We start from the raw sequence: 17112 nt of genomic DNA on the forward strand, positions 1-17112 counted from the left end.
CTTCCTGTCTGTCCCCGGAGTACGGGACAGACAGGGCGCCTCCGGCGGTGGTAGTTCTGGGAGCGGAGTCACGCGCGGCACAGCGAGGGGGACGGATGACGACCGGATACGAACGAACCGGTGCGGAGGATGCGGCGGAGCCGGTCCGGCTCGCGGCCGTGGACGACCACCCGGTGGTGCGGTGGGGGCTGCGCAGCTGTCTGGCCGAACTGGCTCCGGACATCGAGTGGGTGGGGCTGGAGGTGGACGTCCCGTCCCTCCTCGCCTCGGTGACCACGGCCCCGTCGGTCGTCCTGCTCGACATCGAGCTGGGCGACGGCAGCCAGGTGGAGGAGAACGTCCTGCGGCTGCGCGAAGTGGGCGCGCGCGTCCTGCTGTTCACCCGGGAGCACCGGCCGGTGGTCGTCCGCAGGGGCATCGAGGCCGGAGCCCTGGGCCTGGTCCTCAAGGAGGATCCCGAGACGGAGCTCCTGGAAGCGGTGCGCGCGGCCCACGCGGGCGAGTCGTACGTGTCCGGGCGGCTGGCGCACCAGATCGTCAACGATCCGCGGGGCCGGGTCCGGCTCAGCGGGAAACAGCTCGCGGTGCTGAACCTGCTCGCGCGCGGCATGAAGGTCCCGCAGATCGCCGGACGCCTGTTCATGAGCACCGGCACGGTCAACACCCACCGCAAACGGGCCATCGAAGCCTTCTCCCGCCCGGACGGCCGCCAACTCGCCGACAACACCGAACTGGTGTGGAGGTCGGTCGTCGACGGACACATCGAGGTCGCCCCCGACGCGTGGCCCGACCGGTGAGGCGAGGGACCTACCGCTTCGGGGTGGAGTGCGCGCTCCAGCGGTCGTTCGCCGGGCTGGCGGTGCTCTTCGCGGCGGTGTGGTCGGTGGTGACGGTCTCGCTGGCCGCCTCCACCGGTACGCGGTACCCGCTGACCCTGTGCTCCGCAGCCCTGTTCGCCGCCCTGCTCGCCGCCACGGCGGCCAGGGGCCGGCGTACGGCGATCTCCGGCAGGACCGACGTCCCGGCGGCCGCGGCCGTCGCGCTGGCGGTGCACGCGGCGTACGCGGTGGAGCGGCCGGAGGTGCTCTCGGTCGGCCTGCGGTGCATGCCGACCGTGTCCGCGGTGCTGCTCGCCGTGGGCTTCCTCGGGGGCCGGGCCCGCTGGGTCACCGCGCTGCTGGTACTCGCCGCGCAGGTGGCGGCGGGCGTGCGCGGTGACGGGGTGTCCGGGGCGCTGGAGGGGGTGTGGCCCGCCGTGGCCTCCGCGATGGCGGCGGCCGCGCTGGCGCCGGTGCTGCGCGCCGCGGGGCTCCGGGCCGACGACGCGGTGCGGGACGAGCTGGACGCCGTCGCGGCGGCCGCGCGGGCCCGGGCCGAGCGCGGCGCGCACCGGGAGTTCCAGCGGCTGCTCCACGACGACGTCGGCGCCGCGCTGCGGGCGGCGGCCCGCCCGGGCGTCCCGGCCGAGGAGCAGCGGTCCCAGGCCGCGCGCGCGGTGGCGGGGCTGACCTCCGGTCCGGCGGAAGCCGAGGCGGATGCCCCGGTGAATCTGGCGGCCCGGCTCGGCGAGGCCACCGTCGCCGCGGTCGTCGCGGCGGCGGTGGCCTCGGCGGGCGGCGGCGCCGGTCCGCGCGTGACGGCCGATCTGCCGCCCGGGGGCGTGGTCCTCCCCCGCGACGTGGGCGAGGCGTGCGTACGGGCCGCGGCGGAGGCGCTGCGCAACGCGGGTCTGTACGCCGACGCCACGCGGGTGCGGGTGGAGCTGCGCGGCGACGCGGACGGCGTGACCCTGACGGTTTCGGACGACGGCGTCGGCTTCGCCCCGGACCGGGTGCGCCCCGCCTCCCTCGGGCTGCGCCGGTCGGTGCGCCAGTGCATGGCGGACGTCGGCGGGTCCGCCGAGGTGATCAGCGCGCCGGGCCGGGGCACCACCGTGCGCCTGCGCTGGCGGCGGGCGTCGCCGCTCCGTGCGCCCGGCGGGCCGGGCCGCCCGCGGGGACAGGCCGAGACCATCAGGGCCGCGATCGGGGACGTCCGGCGGCCGCTGGCGGCGGTCTGCCTGCCGTTCGTGGCCGTCATGGGGTGGGTGGCGGCCGTCCACGCGCCGCGTACCCCGGGCATGGTCTGGTACCTGCCCTGGTACGGGCTGCTCGCGGCGGCGACGGGGCTGCTGCTGGCCCGGGCGGACCGGGGGGTCGGCGGGCGGGCCGCCCTGGGGTGGTCGGCGTTCGCCGTCTGCGGATCGGTCAGCAGCCTGCTGGTGATGCCCGCCGAGGGGATCACGGACTACACCTCGTGGCCGGTGGGCGCGGTGACCCCGCTGCTGACCCTGCTGGTGACCGTGCGTCCGCGGTGGGAGGTGCTGCTGGCGCTGGCCTGCGAGGAGGCCGGCATCGTCGTGCTGACGGCCTCGCGGCCGCCGGAGGGGACGACGGCCCTGGCTGCGGTGGTGACGGCGCTGCCGGCGCTGGTCGCCCCGCTGATGGGGGTGGTCATGGGCGCCGTGATCGGCCGTACGGTGACCCGCCTGGGCGGCGCCGTCCTGGACGCGGAGGCCACCCGTACGGCCGTCGTGGCCGCCGAGTCCGCGGCGCGGGCCCGCAGGGCGCAGCACGGCAGGCAACTGGCCGACCTGGACGAGCTGGTGCTGCCGTTCCTGCGGACGCTGGCCTCCGGCGCAGCCGGTGACCTCGCCGAGGTGCGGGGGCGGGCGGGCAGGCTCGGGCAGTCGCTCCGGGACGAGCTGCACCTGTCGGGCGTGCTCGACCGGCCGCTGCGCGCGCTGATCGACACGGCGCGCGGGGCCGGGTGCCGGGTGAGCGTCCACGCGTACGCGCAGGAGGACGACGCGGCGGATGCGGGGGGCGGCGTCCGGCCGGACCTGGTGCGGGGGATGCTGACCGCCGCGCTGGAGGGGCAACGGGTGCCGGACGAGCTGGTGCTGAGCATCCAGTACGGCGCCCGGCACGCGGGGGTGAGCCTGCTCGCCACCCCGGGCGATCCCGGCCGGGCGGCCGCCCTGCGCGGGGTGCTGGCGGGCGAACGGGCGGAGGTGGCGGATTCGGCCGAGCTGACCTGGGCGGAGGTCGACCTCCCGGGGCGGGCGGTCCCGGCCGCGACGTGATCCGCCGGGCTCCGGGGTCAGCCCTCGGCGCGCGTGGTCACCGGGGCGTCGGTTCGGTCGCCGAGGAACTCGTACCAGCGGCGCTGCAGGCACAGGTAGCGGGTGTCCGCCTCGGCGAGGTCGAGGAAGGAGTCGATCGTCGCGCCCAGCCGTTCGGCGAGTCCGGCGTCGAGGAGCGCCCCGTCCTCGGTGAAGGCCTGGTGGGCCATGGCGAGGCTGAACATGTCGGGGTAGACCCGGGCGCCGAGGTGTTCCAGCGGGACGCGCAGGGCCCACAGTCCGCGGTTGCCGCCCACCAGGGACGGGGACGCGGAGACCAGCAGGGTCTGCTGGTCCTTGAACGGCTGGGGGCGGAAGCGCGAGACCCAGTCGATGGCGTTCTTGACCACGCCGGGGACGGAGGCGTTGTACTCGGGCGAGGCGATGACCAGGGCCTGGGCCGCCTCGATCCGCTCGCGCAGCGCGAGCGCTCCCTGCGGCATTCCCCCGTCGGCCTCGGCGTCCCCGTCGTACGGGGGCATGGGGAAGTCGCCGAGCGTCGCGGGGTCCGCGGTCGCGCCGGCCCGGGTCACCAGGCCCGCGACGAGGGCGGCCAGCCGGGCGTTGACCGAGCCGGTGCGGGAGGAGCCGGACAGGACGAGCACGCGCAGTGCGGAACGGGCGTGCTCGCCGTCGTGCGGACAGGCGGGATCCGCCGGGAAACGGTCGTACTCGTGTGCGTTGGAGGTCACTGTGTCTCCTGCTCCTGCTCCGGGGGTCGAGCACGCGGGCGGGTCACGGGCCGGCCGTGGCGCGGGTGTGCCGGGTCGCGCACGCGGCGGGACCCGCACACGCGGTGTGCGGGTCCCGGCCGGGCCGCTCGGGTCACCTCTTGCCGGGGCGCTCCCAGCGGTAGAACTCGTTCGCCATCGCGTCCTTCGGGCTGCGCCACGTGTCGGGGTCGTGCGGGCTGATGTAGGCGGTGAGGCGGTCGCTGAGGTCACGGAACTCCGGGTGTTCGGTGACCTGCGCGATGGCGGGTCCGGGCGGCCGGTCCGAGTCGATGAGGTGGAGGTACACGTCGCCGAACTGGAACAGGCTGCGGCGGGTGACGCCGACCAGGTGCGGGAGTTCGCCCGCGTCCGAGGCGGCGAACAGGTCGGCGATGTGCGGTGCCGCGTCCGGTGCCATCCGGGCGACGATGAGGGCGCGGTGCATGGGGGACATCCGGGTGCTCGCCTTCGTTTCAGATGCGGCTGACGGCGGGGGTGCGGCTCTCGCGCTCGCGCTGTTCGATCTTGTCCCGGATGAGCGCCATCTGGATCGGGGAGTTGCGGTTGATGTTGTCGGTCATCCAGGCGTCGTCGACCGGGGCGTCGGGCTTCATCGCGAAGTCCTGCGTCCACTTCATCCGGGTTCCGCCGGGCACCTTGAAGTACTCCCAGTGGATGTCCATGTGCGCGAAGGGGCCGGTCTCCACGCGCCGGGCGCGGACCGTGAGGCCCTTGCGGTCGACGGTCCGCTCGGAGACCCAGCTCCACACCTTGCCGTTCTCGTCGGGGTGCATCGTCAGGCGGAACCTGGTCGTGTCCCCCTTCTGCTCCAGGATCTCCAGCGAGGCGTACTCGCTGAACAGCTGCGGCCAGCTCGGGAGGTCGTTGGTCATCTCCCACACGACGTCCACGGGTGCGTTGACGGTGATCTCGTTCTCGGTGTGGCCGGCCATCTCAGGCTCCTGTCATGAGGCTGTTGTTGACGAGGTCGAGGAACTCTCGGGGGGTCTTGCAGCGGTCGGCGTCGGTGGGCAGGGCCCGGCCGCGCCGGTTCTCCAGCTCGCCGACGATGCCGAGCAGGCCGAGCGAATCGAGGCCGTACTCGTCGAAGGCGGAGTCCGGACGGTCCGCCATCTGGGCGGGGTCGACGGTGATGCCGGCGGTCTTCATCAGGGCCGCCAGCTCCTCCATGGTCAGTCGGTCGGACATCGTGGCTTCTCTCTTCCTTCGAGGGGACTGCTCCTTCTGGCCCTACGCGGACCCGGCCCGGCCCTTGCGCAGGACGAGCGCGGAGTTCGAGCCCATCCGGCCGCGGCTCAGCACGAGTGCGGTGCGCAGCTCGGCGGGACGGGCCCCGTCGGTCACCACGTCGAGGTCGTGGCACACGTCGAAGACGTTCGGGGTCGGCGGGATGACGCCGTGCTCCAGTGCCAGGACCGCGGCCGCGGTGTCGAGGGCGGGTGCGGCGCAGTACGCCCTGCCGGTACCGGTCTTGGGCGCCGTCACGGGCACCCTCCGGCCGTACGCGCCGAGCGCGTCGGCCAGGGCGGCCGCCTCGGCGGCATCGGCCTCCGGTGTCCCGAGGGCGTCGGCGAAGACCACGTCGACCTCCTCGGGGGCGCAGCCCGCTTCGCGCAGCGCGCCCCGGATCGCGTGGGCCAGTCCTTCGCCGGAGGCGTCCCGCCGCTGGGTGCCGGTGAAGGTCGCGGCATGGCCGGCCAGTTCGGCGCGTACGGTGGCGCCCCGGCGCAGGGCCTCGTTCTCGGCCTCGACGACGAACATGGCGCCGCCCTCGGCGGGGACGTACCCGCAGGCCTTGTCGGTGAACGGCCGGTAGGCGCGCTCGGGGTCGTCGTGGGTGCTGAGCCCCTCGTACTCCAGCTGGCAGACGATGGAGTACGGGGCGAGGGGCGCCTCCGTCGCACCGGCGAGCATCGCCCGGCTGCCCTGGCGGATGGCCCTCGTGGCGTGGGCGAAGGCGTCGAGGCCGCCGGCCTCGTCGCTGGCCACCACCCCGCAGGGGCCCTTCAGGCCGCGGCGGATGGAGATCTGGCCGGTGCTCGCGGCGTAGAACCAGGCGATGGACTGGTACGGGCCGACGTAGTGGGGCCCCTGTTCCCAGAGGTGCTGGAGTTCGCGCTGCCCGAATTCACCGCCGCCGGATCCGGCGGCGGTGACGACCCCCACGGAGAAGGGGTCGCCCTCGTAGTCGGCCCGGCCGAGCCGGGCGTCCTCCAGGGCGAGGTCGGCGGCGGCGAGGGCGTGGTGGGTGAACCGGTCGGTCTGGACGAGGAAGCGGTCCTCGACCATCGCGCCCGGGTCGAAGCCCCGGACCTCGCCGGCGACGCGGAGCGGCAGGTGTTCGCAGCCCGCGCGGGTGACGCGGTCCAGCACGCTGATGCCGGACTGGGTCGCCTTCCAGAAGGCGTCGGCGCCGATGCCGTTGGGGGCGACGACCCCGATACCCGTGATGACCGTACGGCTGGTCACGAGACCTCCTCCTTCGGTCTGGTCATGACGACGGCCGACTGGAATCCGCCGAATCCGCTGCCGACGGAGAGCACGTTGCGCAGCTTGCGACTCCGGGCGGTGCGGGGGACGTAGTCCAGGTCGCACTCGGGGTCAGGGGTCTGGTAGTTCGCCGTCGGGGGCACCACCTGGTGGGTCATGGCGAGCACGCAGGCGGCCAGTTCGATGGCGCCGATGGCGCCGAGGGAGTGGCCCACCATCGATTTGATGGAGGTCATCGGCGTCTTGTAGGCGTGGTCGCCCAGGACCCGCTTGACCGCCGCCGTCTCGTGGCGGTCGTTCTGCTTGGTGCCGGAGCCGTGCGCGTTGACGTAGTCGATGTCGCTCGCGTCGATCCGGGCCTGGGCGAGGGCGGTTTCGATGGCCCTGGCCATCTCCAGGCCCTCGGTGGTCAGCCCGGTCATGTGGTGGGCGTTGCCGAAGGTGGCGTACCCGCCGATCTCGCAGTAGACGGTCGCCCCTCGGGCGCGGGCGTGTTCCAGCTCCTCCAGGACGAGGACGGCGCCGCCTTCGCCGAGGACGAAGCCGTCGCGGTCGGCGTCGAAGGGCCGCGAGGCGTGCGCCGGGTCGTCGTTGTTCGGGGAGGTCGCCTTGATGGCGTCGAAGCAGGCCACCGTGATCGGCGATATGGGGGAGTCCGAGGCGCCGGCGATGCACACGTCCATCCGGCCCTCCGCGATGGAGTGGACGGCGTACCCGATGGCGTCGAGGCCCGAGGTGCAGCCGGTGGAGACGGTCTGCACCGGGCCGCGCGCCCCGGTCTGCTCCGCGACGGCGGAGGCGAGGGTGGCGGGCGTGAACGCCCGGTGCAGGTGCTGTCCGGCGAGCTTGTGGTCCACGTCCCACCAGGAGCCGGACTGGCTCACGGCGACGTAGTCGTGCTCCAGACGGGTGGTGCCGCCGACGGCGGTGCCGAGGGAGACGCCCGTCCGCCAGGCCTCGTCCGTGGTGAGGTCGAGTCCGGCGTCGCGTACGGCTTCCCGGGCGGCGACCAGGGCGAACTGGATGTACCGGTCCGCCCGGGCGGCCTCGTCCGGGCCGAGGCCGTGCGCGGCGGGGTCGAAGTCGACCTCGGCGGCTATCCGGGAGCGGAAGCCCGTCGGGTCGAAGAGGGTGATCCCCCGGGTGGCCGTACGGCCGTTGGCCAGCAGGTCCCAGAAGGCGGAGACGCCGATCCCGCCGGGGGCGACGACGCCGACCCCGGTGACCGCCACACGGCGGGGCGTCACGAGACCGCTCCCGTCCGGTCCGGCGGCTGCTCCCAGGCGGTGCTCTCCGGGTGCGGGGCCTCCTCGGTGTCCACGTGGCCGAGCTCCGGCCGAGGTGCGAGCGGACCGAGGTGGAAGACCATGCGGGCCTCGGTTTCGCCGACGTTGCGGAACCGGTGGCGCACGTTCAGCGGGACCAGCAGCCCCTGGTCGGTGCGCAGGGGGTGGGCCTCGCCGTCGAGGTCGACCTCCAGGTGCCCGGCGACCACGTACACGAACTCCTCGGAGTACGGGTGGTAGTGCTCGGCGATCGACTCCCCGGGGGCCATGATCGCCAGGCCCATGAAGCCACTGGTGGAGCCCACCGAGGTCGGGGTGAGCACCGCCCTGAGGTCGCCTCCGCGCCGGCGGTTGGGCGGCGTCTCGCTGAGGTCCACGATGCGTGGGCGCTGTCTGGTCATGGCGGGTTCCTCCTGGCGTGTGGGAAGCCTGGACGGGCTGGGGTGGGGGAAGGCGGAGATCAGGACTGCGCGGGAGCCCGGCGGTCGGTGATCAGGTCCATGGTGTGGTGCGCAGCGCCGGCCCGCTTGCCGGAGCCGTCGGCCGTCAGCCGGTCCAGCACCGCTGCCTTGCGCGCGCCGTGGATCCCGAAAACGGTCTCGGGCTGGGCGTCGAGCGGGCCGCGGACGTCGATGAGGCGGACGACGATGTCGTCACGCTGGAAGATGCTGCTGCTCCGAACGGAGGTTTCCGGGCGGTGCGCGGCCACCTCGTCCTGCCGTGCGAGGAAACGGGCGAGTGCCGGGCCGCAGCCGGGCCTGGCCGGGTAGAACACGGCGTGCCGGGTCACCTCGGTCGATTCCGCTTCCGGTGCGGCGATGTGGTGGACCGCCGGGACCGCGGCGCGCATGAAGAACATCCGCGCGGACTCCGGATCGTTGAGGTTCCGTTCCTTCTCCAGGTACGGGTTGATGGCCTCCTCGACGGCACGCACCTCGGGTTGTTCGGAGACGTGGCGCAGGGCCGCCATCAGGTCGCCCTGGACCTCCACGGTCCGTACCACCCGGTTGCCGTGCATGAACAGCGTGGTGCGGCAGAGCCGGGTGTGGTCGTCGACCCGGGCCTCCGGGGAGGCGTAGTCCGAGAGGATGGCCGCGACCGTCTTCTCGCTGCCCGGCTTGACGGTGAAGGTCAGGGCGTGGCGGACGATGCCGGCGCCTAGGCGGGGTGTGGTCTGGAGCCGGGCGGTGGAGGGGCGCGCGGCCTGGTCGTAGCCGCGCCCGGTCTCCCGGAGCACGGTGAACTTGAGCGGGCGCATGGCCCGGGCACAGGCGCCCAGCGGTTTCACCTGTTCGGCGTGGTGCTCGCTGTTCACCCAGGCGAGGTACTGGGGGGCGCTCTCCCACTCGCTGGTGATGAGCCACTGCGAGGGGTTCTCGAAGGACTGGCACAGCTGGTCGCTGATGTGGCCCGGAACCGACGCGATGTCGTGGCGGAGCTGTTCGTACGCCTCGAAGAACCGCTGCTGTGCCCCCTCGTGGAGATCCATCAGCAGCACGACCCGGAGCATGGAGCCGTCGAAGGCTGACTGCGACACCCGTTCGGACAGGGTGGTTGTCATCTACTCACTCCTTCGTGAGGGGGTGGAGATCCATCGCGCACGGACCCCTCGTCCGTCATCGGTGGCGTCTGCCCGGGCCGGCCACCGCCTCGCTCGGGCGGAGCAGGCCGGCACATCTCAGGGGGAGCCGCTGTCGCTCATCGTCATCCGACCGGCCAGGTACCGCTACATGTCCGGATCAAGCGGGTGACAACCGGCGAATCGCCTGGGCCTCGCCGCCGATCGGGGGCATAAAGACTGCACTCCCCCACACAGAAAACAGGAGCCCGCAGCTGATGGAAGACAAAGCCGATGTTCGCGTACCGGTTCTCGTCGTGGGCGGCTCTCTCGTGGGCCTGTCCACCTCGCTGTTCCTGAGCCGTCTCGGAGTCAGGCACCTGCTCGTCGAGAAGCACGCCGGAACCTCCGCGCATCCGCGTGGCCGCGGCATCAACGCACGGACCATGGAGCTCTTCCGGACGGCCGGGGCGGAGGGCGAGATCCGCCGGGCGGCGGCCGTACTGGAGGGCGTCCAGGGCATTCTGCAGGCCCAGTCGCTGACCAGCGGCGACCGCAACTGGCTGATCAAGGAGATCGACCCCTCCGGTGCGCTGCGCCGCTTCAGCCCGACCGGCTGGTGCCTGTGCAGCCAGAACAACATCGAGCCGGTCCTGGCCACCCAGAGCCGGGCTCAGGGCGCCGACGTGCGGTTCTCCACCGAACTGATGAGTTTCGACCAGGACGAGACCGGGGTGACCGCCCTGGTCAAGAACCGGGAGACCGGCGAGCACAGCACCGTGCGCGCCGACTTCCTGATCGCGGCCGACGGGCCGCGCAGCCCCGTCAGGGAGCAGCTGCGCATCCCGCAGACGGGCAGCGGCGAACTGTTCCACAACGTGAGCGTCACCTTCCGCTCCGAGCGGCTGATCGAGGTCCTGGGCGATCTGCGCTTCATCGTCTGCTACCTGATGCGGCCGGGCGCCGACGGGGCGCTGCTGCCGGTGGACAACAACCAGCAGTGGGTGTTCCACGCCCCCTGGCACCCGGAGAACGGCGAGACCCTGGAGGACTTCACCGACGAGCGGTGCGTGGAGCAGATCCGCAACGCGATCGGCGCGCCCGACCTGGACGTGGAGATCGGCGGGAAGGCTCCCTGGCACGCGGCCGAACGGGTGGCGCAGCGGTACTCGACGGGGCGGGTGTTCCTCGTCGGGGACGCGGCGCACGAGATGTCGCCCACCGGGGCCTTCGGTTCCAACACCGGCATCCAGGACGGCCACAACCTGGCCTGGAAGATCGCAGCGGTGCTGGACGGGTCGGCCGGGATGGCGCTGCTCGACACCTACGAGTCGGAGCGGCTGCCGGTGGCGAAGGCCACGAGCGAGCGCGCCTCGGCCCGTTCGGCGGAGCACAGCCACCCCGGGTACGCGCCGCCGCCGACCATGGGCGGCGGGCCGGGCAGCGGGGTCCTGCCCACGGCGATGGGCTACTGCTACCCGGACGGCGCGGTCGTGGGCGGTGTGCCCGGACGGGCGATCATCCCGGACGCCTTGCGCCTGACGGGTGACACCGGCACCCGGGCCCCGCACCTGTGGCTGACGCGGGCGGGCGAGCGGATCTCCACGCTGGACCTCTACGAGCGTTCCTTCGTCCTGCTCACCGGTACGGGGACGCCGTGGGCGCAGGCCGCGGAGCGGGCGGCCGGGCGGCTCTCGGCCCGCTTGGACGCGTACACCGTGGGCAGTGCGCCCGGTGCCGACCTGGTCCAGGAGGAAGGCGCCGACTGGGCAGGGGCGCACGGCATGACGGCCGAGGGGGCGGTGCTCGTACGGCCGGACGGGTTCGTGGCGTGGCGCTCGGAGGGCGCTGTGGACGATCCCGAGTCCGTGCTGTTCGACGTGCTCTCGACGGTGCTGCGCCGGGCGTGACCGTCTCCCCCTGCCTTCCGCCGGCCGCGCGTGCGGCCGGCGGAAGCGGCTCAGCAGCGGACTCAGCGGCAGGCCCAGCAGCCTGCCCAGCAGCCTGCGTCCGGCCGGGCGGTTCGGCGTCGGCCGGAGGCGGACCCGGTGTCCTTCTCCGCGTCGCGGCCGGGGGCCGTCCGGCGGACGTAGCAGGCCACCACGACTGCGATGGCGGCCAGTTCCTCGGGGGCTGCCAGGCCCCTCTCGACACGCAGCAGGCTCGCTATCGGGGCATCCATCGACATCGGCACGGCCTCTCGTACGGGGGCTGCGCGTGCGCCCGGTCGCGGGGCGAGGGGCGGACCGGCTCGGCACCGGAGCGGGCGGCACGCGGCCGGCTCGGCGCACTGACGGGACGTGTTCCGCGCACGCGGACCGGCCGGCGGATCGCTGTCGGGTCACCAGGACTCCTGACGTCGACGACGCTACAAGCGCGGGGCCCCGGCGGCATTCCGGGAAGGTCCCGCCGGCGCCCTTGCCCCCCGTGTGCCGCGCGGAGTTCGCCCTGCCGCCCGCCCCGGGCGGCAGCGCCGCGGCGGGACCGGTCGTGACCGGCCACCGGCCCCTGATCTGCCGGGGCTGTTCGGGGCATCTGTACGCCGTCCGCACCACCGATCACGCGGGCGGGAACGCGGCCGGCCAGTGGGAGGTGGACCACGAGGTGCCCGCTCCGATGTGTCCGCTGGAGGACCTGCTGCCGCTGACGGGCACGGCCGTCTCCGTCCACGACCTGCCGGGAGCGCTGGAGGTCCTCGGTCCGGCCTGCTGAGCACGGCGGGCTGGGCCGTACGGGTGAGCGCGCGGCGGTCCCGGCCGCTGCGGCACGCACCCCGTCGAGGTCGAGGTCGAGCCCGGGCCACGGCCCGGGACCACCGCCGGGGCGGGGGGCGTTCACCTCGTGACCCCGCTCGGCCCGGAGGTCCGCCCGGCCGCACGGCCCCGCGGAGAGGTGCCGCGGTGCCCCGCGCGAACGGATGCCGCTTCGTGTTGCTCCAGTGGGCTGACGTGGGGCTCTCGAAGTGCCACGATGATCCGTGCTTCAACAGTGTGCCGGTCGGGACGCGGTGAGAGCGGCGGCAGCATGTCCCGGAGGCAGCCCTACCCCACGAAAGGGCGGACACCCATGCGCGTCATACCTCTCGTATCGTCCTTAGGCAGTGGCCAGGGCTTAGCCGCGGACGATGCGGTGCGGCTCTACTACAGCCGCAAGACACAGGAGATCCTCCAGAAGTACGGTCCGGGTCCCCGCGTGCACTTCCACGTGGGGCTGTACCCCGACGGCCCTCCGGACACCACCGTCTCCCAGAGCACCCTGCAGCAGCGTCTGCTGGACGCGCAGGAGCGGATAGTCGAGCACTCCGCCCGGTCCTGGGGCGCGAACGAGGCCCCTCCCCGGCGGCTGCTGGACATCGGCTGCGGCCTGGGCGGCACCTCGCTGTACTGGGCCCAGGAGCACGGCTCCTCGGTCACCAGCCTCACGGTCGCGGAGGAACACGTGCCGATCGTGCGGCGCTTCGCCCTGCACGCCGGGGTCATGGGGCGGGTGAAGCCCCTGCTGGCCGATGTGCACCACCTCGACGAGACCCGTGCGTACGACGCCGTCTACGCCAACGAGAGCAGTGGCTACACCGACCGGACCCGCCTCTTCGAGGTCGTCGCCAAGGCCCTGGAACCGGGGGGATGGTTCGGGATCCAGGAGCACTTCGTGGGCCGCGCCGAGTGGTGCGAGTTCATGGACGACTACTACAGGACGCGCCTGGGACGGCGCGGGGAGTACCTGGCGGCGGCCGAGGCGGCCGGCTTCGAACTGGTGCAGGACGAGGACGTGACGGACTCGGTGGCGGAGTTCTGGGTGCAGTCCATGGCCTGGAACACCGCCGAACTCGACCGCCTCAGAGCCGGCGCCGAACCCGGCGCCTGGACCGGCGAACGCCTCGAACAGTCGACGATCGCACACAGCAAGTTCTTCCGGCTCTGGCGCGACCACGCGGTGGAGACGCGGCTGCTGCGCTTCCGGATCGGGGCCGGCAGATGACCGCGTCGCCGCGCCCCTCGCGCCTCGGGAGCCGCCTGCCGTCCTTCTACTGCCCGCTGGAGCGCGACCTCGTCCATCCCGAGGCCAAGCAGGTGGAGGAACGGGCGGTCGCATGGCTGGACGCCTTCGGCGTCTACCCCGACCCGGTCGAGCGCGCGTGGGGTCTCGCCACCCACAGCGCCGACTTCTCCTGCCGCATCGTCCCCGAGGGGGACGTGGAGGCCGTCCTCCTGTTCACCGAGTGGAACTACTGGGCCAACGCCGTCGACGACTGGCAGGACTCGGGTTCCGACGAGGTGGGCACGGGCGCCGTCGTCGAACACGGTGCGCGTCTGCTGAGGACCATCGAGGACCCGGGGGCGTCCGTCCTGCCCGCGGGTCCCATGACCGCCGCACTGCTGGACCTGGTCACCCGCACCCATGCCATGCTCACGCCCTACGAGCTGCGCAGGTTCGTCGAGGGGACCCGCGACTGGCTGCTCGGGGCGGCCTGGCGGGCCGCGCAGGCGGAGGCCGGGACCATGCCGGGGCTGAACGACTTCGTCGCCATGGGCCCGCTGGCCAACGGTACGAGGTTCTCCCTGACCTGGTCCGACGTCGCACGCGGGGACCGGCTGCCGGCGGACGTGCTCTGCTCCCCCGCTCTGACGACGCTGACGGATGCGGCGGGATTCGTCGTCAGCGCGGACAACGACCTGTTCTCCTACGACAAGGACGACCACCTGGAACCGCGCGAGGTGAACCTCGTCAACGTCCTCGCCCACCAGGAGAACTGCTCCCCGGCCGAGGCCGTGCCGCTCGCCGTGGCCCTGCGCGACCGGGTGATGGTCCTCTTCACCCGGCTCCGGGCGCAGTCGGAGGAGGGCGCGGACGGGGAACTGCGCCGCCACCTGGCGGCGTTGGGCCACTACGTGGCCGGCTCCCTCACGTGGCAGAGCCGGGCCCCCCGGTACGCGAGCCCGCGCAATCGGCACGTCCTGCCCCTCGCGGACGCCCGGTTCGAGGTGGCGTTCGCCGACGCCCCCGGCGTCGCCGGAACCGAGCCGCCGGACCTGCCGGCTCTCGCGTCCTGGTGGCAGCGGGTACGCGGCTGAGCGGTGCCGGGGGCCCCGGCCTGACCGGCCGGGGCCCCCGGTGCGCATGGCTCCGCGTCAGCGGCGGCCGAACAGCCGGCGCCACCAGCTGACGCCGCGGCGGCGGCCGGCGGTCGCGGGCGCCGCCGTGGGCTGCGGCGGGATCAACACCTGCGCGGCCGGCCCGGACGGCTGCCCGGGCGGGGACTGCGGCGTCGGCACGGAGCGCGGGGCGAACCGTACCGGCAGGGACAGCAGGTGGCGTGACATGAGGGTGCCGCGCCACTGGAGCTCGCTCGCGTCGACCGCCAGCTGGAGGTCGGGCAGCCGGTCCAGCAGGACTTCGATGCCCGTGTCCGCGATGGCGCGGCCGATGTCCTGGCCCGGGCACTCGTGCGGTCCGCTGCTGAAGGCCAGGTGGGAACGGTTGCCGTGGACCGACACGGAGGGGTCCGGCCGGATCTGCGGGTCGGCGTTGCCCGCCGCCAGGCCGAGCAGGACCATGTCGCCGGCCTTCACCTGCTGGCCACCGAGGACGGTGTCACCGGTGGCCCAGCGCCCGATGATCGTGTTGATCGGCGGGTCGTCCCACAGCACCTGCTCCAGGGCGTCCGGCAGGGTCATCTGGCCTCCGGAGAGGCTCGCCCGGAAGCGCGGATCGGTCAGTACGGTGCGCAGGGTGTTCGCGATCAGGTTGGCGGTGGTCTCGTAGGCCGCGATCAGCACGACGCGCAGGTGCATCAGCACTTCGGTGTCGGTCAGGTCCGCCGGGTGCTCGATCAGCCAGGAGGCGAGGTCGCGGGCGGGCTTGGCCTTGCGCTCCACCACGAGGTGTTCCAGCGTGGCGGTGACGTAGCGGTCGCTCTGGAGGGCCGTCTCGGTGCCCTGGAGCATGTCGCGGGCCGCGTTGACCAGCAGGGGCCCGTGTTCGTCGGGTGCCCCGATGAGCTGCGTCATGACCAGCATGGGGAGCTGGTCGGAGAAGGCGGACACCAGGTCGGCGTAGCCCTCGCCCGCGATCTGGTCGACGAGCTGGTTGGCGAAGCGGGTCACGTAGCGGCGGATGCCGCGCTTGTCGAAGCGCTCCAGGGACTCCACCACGGCCGAGCGGAGCCGCTCGTGCACCGGCCCGTCGGTGAAGTTGCACACCGGTACCCAGGAGACCATGGGGCCGAGCGGGGTGTCGGCCGGTACGCGGCCCTCTCTCATGTCGCGCCAGCCCCGGGGGTCGCGGGCGAACCGCGACGAGGTGCGGGCCACGTCCAGGTTCTCCCGGTGGCCGAGGACCAGCCATGCCGGGAGGTCCCCGCTCACGAGAACGGGGGCCACCGGCCCGTACTCGGCCCGTAGCTTCTCGTACAGCGCGAGCGGGTCGGCCTCGGCTTCCGCTCCGTGGAGCCGGTACAGGCCGCCCGCCGTCGCCGCGTGGGCGGGGCACTGGGGCGGTGGGGTGGGGCTGGTGGTCACATTGCCTCCTGGGTGGCTGCCTGGGAGTGCAGGTAGCGCATGAGGGTCAGCAGGACATCGCGGGACGAGTCCCGTCGTCTGGCGTCGCAGACGAGGATCGGGACGGTGGGGGGCAGGTCGAGGGCCTGGCGCAGTTCCTCCAGCGGATGCTCGGGCGCGCCGGGGAAGGAGTTGACGGCCACGACGAAGGGGACGCCCCGTTCCTCCAGCCGGCCGATCACGTCGAAGCTGATCTCCAGCCGGCGGGTGTCGAGGAGGACGACCGCTCCGAGCGCACCCTCGAAGAGCCCGCGCCACAGGAACCAGAAGCGCTCCTGGCCGGGGGTCCCGAACAGGTACAGCACGAGTTCGTCGTTGATGCTGATGCGGCCGAAGTCCATGGCCACGGTGGTGGTGATCTTGCGGGCCACGCCCCAGGTGTCGTCGACGCCGACGCCGGCCCTGGTCATCGTCTCCTCGGTCGTCAGCGGCTTGATCTCGCTGACCGCGCCGACCATCGTCGTCTTGCCGACGCCGAAACCGCCGACGATGACGACTTTCACTGCGGCCGCTGCCGTCTGCGGAAGTATGTCCGCGTCGCGCGGCCCGGCGGGCGGGTCAGAGCTTCTGAAGTCCATCGATCACTGCCTCGATCAGAGCAAGGTCGGGGAGCTGTGCGGCGGGGACGGGCGGACGGACGTGCACGCGCTGCGCGGCCATCAGGTCTCCGACCAGCACGGTGACGACGCTCACGGGCAGGCCGGCGTACGCGGCGATCTCGGCCACCGACAGCGGTGACCGGCACATCCGCAGGATGGCCGCCTGCTCGGGCTGCATCTCGGGCTGGGCGGGCCCCCTGGCCACGACCAGGGTCACGAGGTCCAGGCGGACGGCGGTGGAGGGTCCGCTGCGTCCGCCGGTGATCACGTAGAGCCGTTCGGGGCTGCCGTCCTCCCAGCTGGTGGGCGGCTCATTCACGCGGGCTGCCCGTCATGCCGGGGCGGGCTGCTCAGGTGGTCCCCCATTCGGGTCACCAGGTTGCGCATCTGCGCCCCCATCAGGCCCGCGTCGACGCCCTCGTCGGCGAGGACGGCGAGGTAGGAGCCGTCGCCGGCGGCCATCAGGTAGAAGAACCCGCCGTCCATCTCGATCACGACCAGGCGCATCCTGCCCTCGGAGCGGGGCAGTTCCGCGGCCACCGCTCCGGCGAGGCTCTGCAGGCCCGCACAGGCCGCTGCCAGGCGGTCGGCCGTGTCGGTCTCGGCCCCGTACTGCGCCACGCAGAGCCCGTCCGCGGACAGGACGATCACGTGCCGCGTCTGCGGCACTCCCACGGCCAGGTCCTTGAGCATCCAGTCCATACTGCTTCGCTGAGTCATCACTG

19 protein-coding genes are annotated in these 17112 nt (G+C 73.2%); 6 read left to right on the forward strand and 13 right to left on the reverse strand.

Features of this window, described 5'->3' with window-relative positions; genetic code table 11:
- The first annotated feature begins 95 nt into the window (after positions 1–95).
- Both ACFWUZ_RS12885 and ACFWUZ_RS12890 read left to right on the forward strand, forming a co-directional pair.
- Positions 96–797, forward strand: a complete 702-nt coding sequence (locus tag ACFWUZ_RS12885) for a LuxR C-terminal-related transcriptional regulator (protein WP_384371298.1) — start codon at positions 96–98, stop codon at positions 795–797.
- Positions 782–3124 carry an ATP-binding protein gene (locus ACFWUZ_RS12890; protein WP_384371300.1) on the forward strand — a complete coding sequence of 781 codons (2343 nt, stop codon included), beginning with the start codon at positions 782–784 and terminating at the stop codon, positions 3122–3124. Before ACFWUZ_RS12885 ends, ACFWUZ_RS12890 begins: the two co-directional genes overlap by 16 nt.
- Before the next feature lie 17 nt (positions 3125–3141).
- Here ACFWUZ_RS12890 and ACFWUZ_RS12895 read toward each other — a convergent pair whose 3' ends face one another.
- The 8 genes from ACFWUZ_RS12895 to ACFWUZ_RS12930 all read right to left on the reverse strand — a co-directional run bounded on the left by ACFWUZ_RS12895 (position 3142) and on the right by ACFWUZ_RS12930 (position 9234).
- Positions 3142–3774 (reverse strand): NADPH-dependent FMN reductase, encoded by a 633-nt coding sequence (locus ACFWUZ_RS12895; protein WP_384371366.1) that lies wholly within the window; start codon positions 3772–3774, stop codon positions 3142–3144.
- A gap of 214 nt (positions 3775–3988) precedes the next feature.
- The gene (locus tag ACFWUZ_RS12900) at positions 3989–4321 is read right to left on the reverse strand and encodes a TcmI family type II polyketide cyclase (protein WP_384371368.1); all 333 of its coding nucleotides are present in this window, start codon (positions 4319–4321) and stop codon (positions 3989–3991) included.
- A 28-nt stretch (positions 4322–4349) separates the two neighbouring features.
- Positions 4350–4829 carry an SRPBCC family protein gene (locus ACFWUZ_RS12905; RefSeq protein ID WP_384371302.1) on the reverse strand — a complete coding sequence of 160 codons (480 nt, stop codon included), beginning with the start codon at positions 4827–4829 and terminating at the stop codon, positions 4350–4352.
- 1 nt (position 4830) lies between these two features.
- Complete coding sequence (locus tag ACFWUZ_RS12910; protein WP_384371304.1) at positions 4831–5085, reverse strand: acyl carrier protein; 255 nt, start codon at positions 5083–5085, stop codon at positions 4831–4833.
- A gap of 42 nt (positions 5086–5127) precedes the next feature.
- The gene (locus ACFWUZ_RS12915) at positions 5128–6366 is read right to left on the reverse strand and encodes a beta-ketoacyl synthase N-terminal-like domain-containing protein (RefSeq protein WP_384371305.1); all 1239 of its coding nucleotides are present in this window, start codon (positions 6364–6366) and stop codon (positions 5128–5130) included.
- Entirely contained in the window at positions 6363–7634 is a 1272-nt protein-coding gene (locus ACFWUZ_RS12920) for a beta-ketoacyl-[acyl-carrier-protein] synthase family protein (protein WP_384371307.1), read from the reverse strand. Before ACFWUZ_RS12920 ends, ACFWUZ_RS12915 begins: the two co-directional genes overlap by 4 nt.
- Positions 7631–8074: a cupin domain-containing protein gene (locus ACFWUZ_RS12925; RefSeq protein ID WP_384371309.1), complete on the reverse strand. Its 444-nt coding sequence runs from the start codon at positions 8072–8074 to the stop codon at positions 7631–7633. The genes ACFWUZ_RS12920 and ACFWUZ_RS12925 overlap by 4 nt, the downstream gene beginning before the upstream one ends.
- Positions 8075–8133: 59 nt before the next feature.
- A complete protein-coding gene (locus tag ACFWUZ_RS12930; protein WP_384371311.1) occupies positions 8134–9234 on the reverse strand; it encodes a SchA/CurD-like domain-containing protein in 1101 nt (366 codons plus the stop codon).
- Between the two features lie 275 nt (positions 9235–9509).
- On the opposite strand from ACFWUZ_RS12930, the gene ACFWUZ_RS12935 reads away from it, so the two are divergent.
- Positions 9510–11141: an FAD-dependent oxidoreductase gene (locus ACFWUZ_RS12935; RefSeq protein ID WP_384371313.1), complete on the forward strand. Its 1632-nt coding sequence runs from the start codon at positions 9510–9512 to the stop codon at positions 11139–11141.
- 62 nt (positions 11142–11203) lie between these two features.
- Here the strand turns inward: ACFWUZ_RS12935 and ACFWUZ_RS12940 are convergent, their stop codons facing one another.
- Positions 11204–11419 carry an acyl-CoA carboxylase epsilon subunit gene (locus tag ACFWUZ_RS12940; protein WP_384371315.1) on the reverse strand — a complete coding sequence of 72 codons (216 nt, stop codon included), beginning with the start codon at positions 11417–11419 and terminating at the stop codon, positions 11204–11206.
- A 230-nt stretch (positions 11420–11649) separates the two neighbouring features.
- Between ACFWUZ_RS12940 and ACFWUZ_RS12945 the strand changes: the two genes are divergently transcribed.
- The 3 genes from ACFWUZ_RS12945 (at position 11650) to ACFWUZ_RS12955 (ending at position 14303) form a co-directional block, all read left to right on the forward strand.
- Positions 11650–11943: a hypothetical protein gene (locus ACFWUZ_RS12945; RefSeq protein WP_384371317.1), complete on the forward strand. Its 294-nt coding sequence runs from the start codon at positions 11650–11652 to the stop codon at positions 11941–11943.
- 417 nt (positions 11944–12360) lie between these two features.
- Positions 12361–13209 carry an SAM-dependent methyltransferase gene (locus ACFWUZ_RS12950; RefSeq protein ID WP_384371319.1) on the forward strand — a complete coding sequence of 283 codons (849 nt, stop codon included), beginning with the start codon at positions 12361–12363 and terminating at the stop codon, positions 13207–13209.
- The gene (locus tag ACFWUZ_RS12955; protein WP_384371321.1) at positions 13206–14303 is read left to right on the forward strand and encodes a hypothetical protein; all 1098 of its coding nucleotides are present in this window, start codon (positions 13206–13208) and stop codon (positions 14301–14303) included. The genes ACFWUZ_RS12950 and ACFWUZ_RS12955 overlap by 4 nt, the downstream gene beginning before the upstream one ends.
- Positions 14304–14360: 57 nt before the next feature.
- Here the strand turns inward: ACFWUZ_RS12955 and ACFWUZ_RS12960 are convergent, their stop codons facing one another.
- From ACFWUZ_RS12960 to ACFWUZ_RS12975, 4 genes are read right to left on the reverse strand one after another with little or no spacing between them, the layout of a single operon-like run.
- Positions 14361–15749 (reverse strand): cytochrome P450, encoded by a 1389-nt coding sequence (locus ACFWUZ_RS12960; RefSeq protein ID WP_384371323.1) that lies wholly within the window; start codon positions 15747–15749, stop codon positions 14361–14363.
- Entirely contained in the window at positions 15746–16366 is a 621-nt protein-coding gene (locus ACFWUZ_RS12965; RefSeq protein WP_384371325.1) for an ATP/GTP-binding protein, read from the reverse strand. The genes ACFWUZ_RS12960 and ACFWUZ_RS12965 overlap by 4 nt, the downstream gene beginning before the upstream one ends.
- The gene (locus ACFWUZ_RS12970; RefSeq protein ID WP_384371327.1) at positions 16347–16706 is read right to left on the reverse strand and encodes a DUF742 domain-containing protein; all 360 of its coding nucleotides are present in this window, start codon (positions 16704–16706) and stop codon (positions 16347–16349) included. The genes ACFWUZ_RS12965 and ACFWUZ_RS12970 overlap by 20 nt, the downstream gene beginning before the upstream one ends.
- Entirely contained in the window at positions 16703–17107 is a 405-nt protein-coding gene (locus ACFWUZ_RS12975; protein ID WP_384371329.1) for a roadblock/LC7 domain-containing protein, read from the reverse strand. The genes ACFWUZ_RS12970 and ACFWUZ_RS12975 overlap by 4 nt, the downstream gene beginning before the upstream one ends.
- Between the last annotated feature and the right edge of the window lie 5 nt (positions 17108–17112).

Origin of the sequence: Streptomyces sp. NPDC058646 (assembly GCF_042716875.1) — a bacterium.
GTDB lineage: Bacteria > Actinomycetota > Actinomycetes > Streptomycetales > Streptomycetaceae > Streptomyces.

Excerpts from the sequence above, each read along its gene's own strand:
- ACFWUZ_RS12885 (WP_384371298.1), top strand. The coding sequence starts at position 96 with ATGACGACCGGATACGAACGAACCGGTGCGGAGGATGCGGCGGAGCCG.
- ACFWUZ_RS12900 (WP_384371368.1), bottom strand. The coding sequence starts at position 4,321 with ATGCACCGCGCCCTCATCGTCGCCCGGATGGCACCGGACGCGGCACCG.
- ACFWUZ_RS12905 (WP_384371302.1), bottom strand. The coding sequence starts at position 4,829 with ATGGCCGGCCACACCGAGAACGAGATCACCGTCAACGCACCCGTGGAC.
- ACFWUZ_RS12910 (WP_384371304.1), bottom strand. The coding sequence starts at position 5,085 with ATGTCCGACCGACTGACCATGGAGGAGCTGGCGGCCCTGATGAAGACC.
- ACFWUZ_RS12925 (WP_384371309.1), bottom strand. The coding sequence starts at position 8,074 with ATGACCAGACAGCGCCCACGCATCGTGGACCTCAGCGAGACGCCGCCC.
- ACFWUZ_RS12930 (WP_384371311.1), bottom strand. The coding sequence starts at position 9,234 with ATGACAACCACCCTGTCCGAACGGGTGTCGCAGTCAGCCTTCGACGGC.
- ACFWUZ_RS12935 (WP_384371313.1), top strand. The coding sequence starts at position 9,510 with ATGGAAGACAAAGCCGATGTTCGCGTACCGGTTCTCGTCGTGGGCGGC.
- ACFWUZ_RS12940 (WP_384371315.1), bottom strand. The coding sequence starts at position 11,419 with ATGTCGATGGATGCCCCGATAGCGAGCCTGCTGCGTGTCGAGAGGGGC.
- ACFWUZ_RS12955 (WP_384371321.1), top strand. The coding sequence starts at position 13,206 with ATGACCGCGTCGCCGCGCCCCTCGCGCCTCGGGAGCCGCCTGCCGTCC.
- ACFWUZ_RS12965 (WP_384371325.1), bottom strand. The coding sequence starts at position 16,366 with ATGGACTTCAGAAGCTCTGACCCGCCCGCCGGGCCGCGCGACGCGGAC.
- ACFWUZ_RS12975 (WP_384371329.1), bottom strand. The coding sequence starts at position 17,107 with ATGACTCAGCGAAGCAGTATGGACTGGATGCTCAAGGACCTGGCCGTG.